The following is a 1,595-nucleotide window of genomic DNA, read 5'->3' as shown; positions in this document are numbered from 1 at the left end:
CGCGCCGCATTGGCCTCCAGCTGCGCCCCCACCACCGACGCGGCCTCGCCCGCTTCCTGGAACATGCGCGTGGCTTCGGCCGCCTTGGTCGGCGCGGGCCGTTCGGTCGATAGGATCAAGACGTCGTCTCCTGAAGACGGGTAAGCGGGAGGATCAAGACAGGTCGCTGAGCTCGGCGACGAAGTCGTAGGTGTCTCCGCGGTAGTAGGATTGGGTGACCTCGACGGCCTGGCCGTCGCGCAGATAGCCGCGCCGCTCGACCAGCAGGCCGGCGTCCTTGGCCTTCACGCCCAGCAGCGAGGCGTGCTGGGTCGTCATCAGCACCGCGCGCAGACGCTGCAGCGCGCGGGCCGGGCGATGCCCGTGGGCCGCCAGCGCCTCGTAAAGCGAGGCGCCGACCACGTCGACGGAGGGCAGGGCGAAGCCCGCGATGGTCGAATACTCCACCGCCATCGGCGCGCCGTCGGCGTAGCGGATGCGGTGGAAGCGATAGACTGGCGTGCTGGGCGACAGGCCGAGCGTCAGCGATTCTTCCGGCGTCACGGCGCCTTCGGCCTTGCTGATCCACTCGCTGTGCGGCGTGCGCCCGCGCGAGACCATGTCCTCGGTGAAGCAGGTGAGCTTGGAGAAGTTCTTCTCGACCCGCGAGGCGACGAAGGTGCCGGCGCCCTGGCGGCGCGTCAGCAGGCCCTCGCTGACCAGTCCCTCCAGCGCCTTGCGCACCGTGATGCGCGAAACTGCGAAGTCCTCGGCCATCTCGCGCTCGGCGGGGAGGGCGTCGTCGGGGGTCAGCACCTTGTGCTGGATGGCCTCGCGCAGAGCGCGTTGCAGCTGCAGGTACAGGGGCGCGGGCGCGCCTTCCTCCAGCTGACCGATGCGTTCAGAGAGCAGCATTGGCGGTCCCCAAAAAGGCCCGAGAGCCCCGGCGCCCCGTTTCGCGGCACTTGTCTAGAAACATACCAATATAAGTCCTATCGGCTTGGCAACGGTCACGCTGTGTTGCGCAATGGCAGGCGCAATGACCTTTCTGTCAACGACTTTTACGAAAAATGTGTTGGGTCTGGGTTTTCGAATGGTATTAAAATGGCATTGTAGCTTAAATCGTCAGCGCGCTCGACGCGCATGGCGATTTGTCGAGCTCCCATTCCTCTCCAGGCTGTGCCGTTGATGACGAATCTCATTCTATCGACCCCCCTGAAGGGTTGGATTGCACCGCTTGAGGAAACGCCCGATGCGGTGTTCGCCGAGCGGATGCTGGGCGACGGCCTGGCCATCGATCCCTTCGATTCGACTCTGCACGCGCCGTGCGACGCTCAGGTTGTCTCCGCCGCCGCCACGCGGCACGCCATCACCCTGCGCGCGGCCAATGGCGCCGAGATCCTGATGCATGTCGGGCTCGAGACCGTGGGTCTGGGCGGCGAGGGGTTCGAGGTCCATGTGAAGGAAGGCCAGTCCGTCCAATCTGGCGACAAGCTTATCAGCTTCGACCTCGACATGCTGTCGCAACGCGCTCGCAGCCTGATTACCCCGATCGTCATCACCAATCCCGACGCCTTCGACATCGTGCGCCGCGACCAGGACCGCGCCAGCGAGGT

At 65.6% G+C, this 1,595-nt stretch carries 2 protein-coding genes; one reads left to right on the top strand and one right to left on the bottom strand.

Annotated features, from left to right (window positions below):
• Positions 1–153: 153 nt before the first annotated feature.
• Positions 154–894, bottom strand: coding sequence for a GntR family transcriptional regulator (locus AC1RUS_RS23525; RefSeq protein WP_492919045.1), 741 nt, complete (start codon positions 892–894; stop codon positions 154–156).
• Positions 895–1,122: 228 nt separating this feature from the next.
• Between AC1RUS_RS23525 and AC1RUS_RS23520 the strand changes: the two genes are divergently transcribed.
• Positions 1,123–1,595, top strand: a 473-nt coding sequence (locus tag AC1RUS_RS23520; protein WP_492919044.1) for a PTS sugar transporter subunit IIA, incomplete at its 3' end; no start/stop codon positions are given.

Source organism: Caulobacter sp. GW821-FHT10F06, assembly GCF_058809215.1.
Note: the sequence above shows the minus strand (reverse complement) of the source record. Positions and strands in the feature narration are given on the sequence as shown.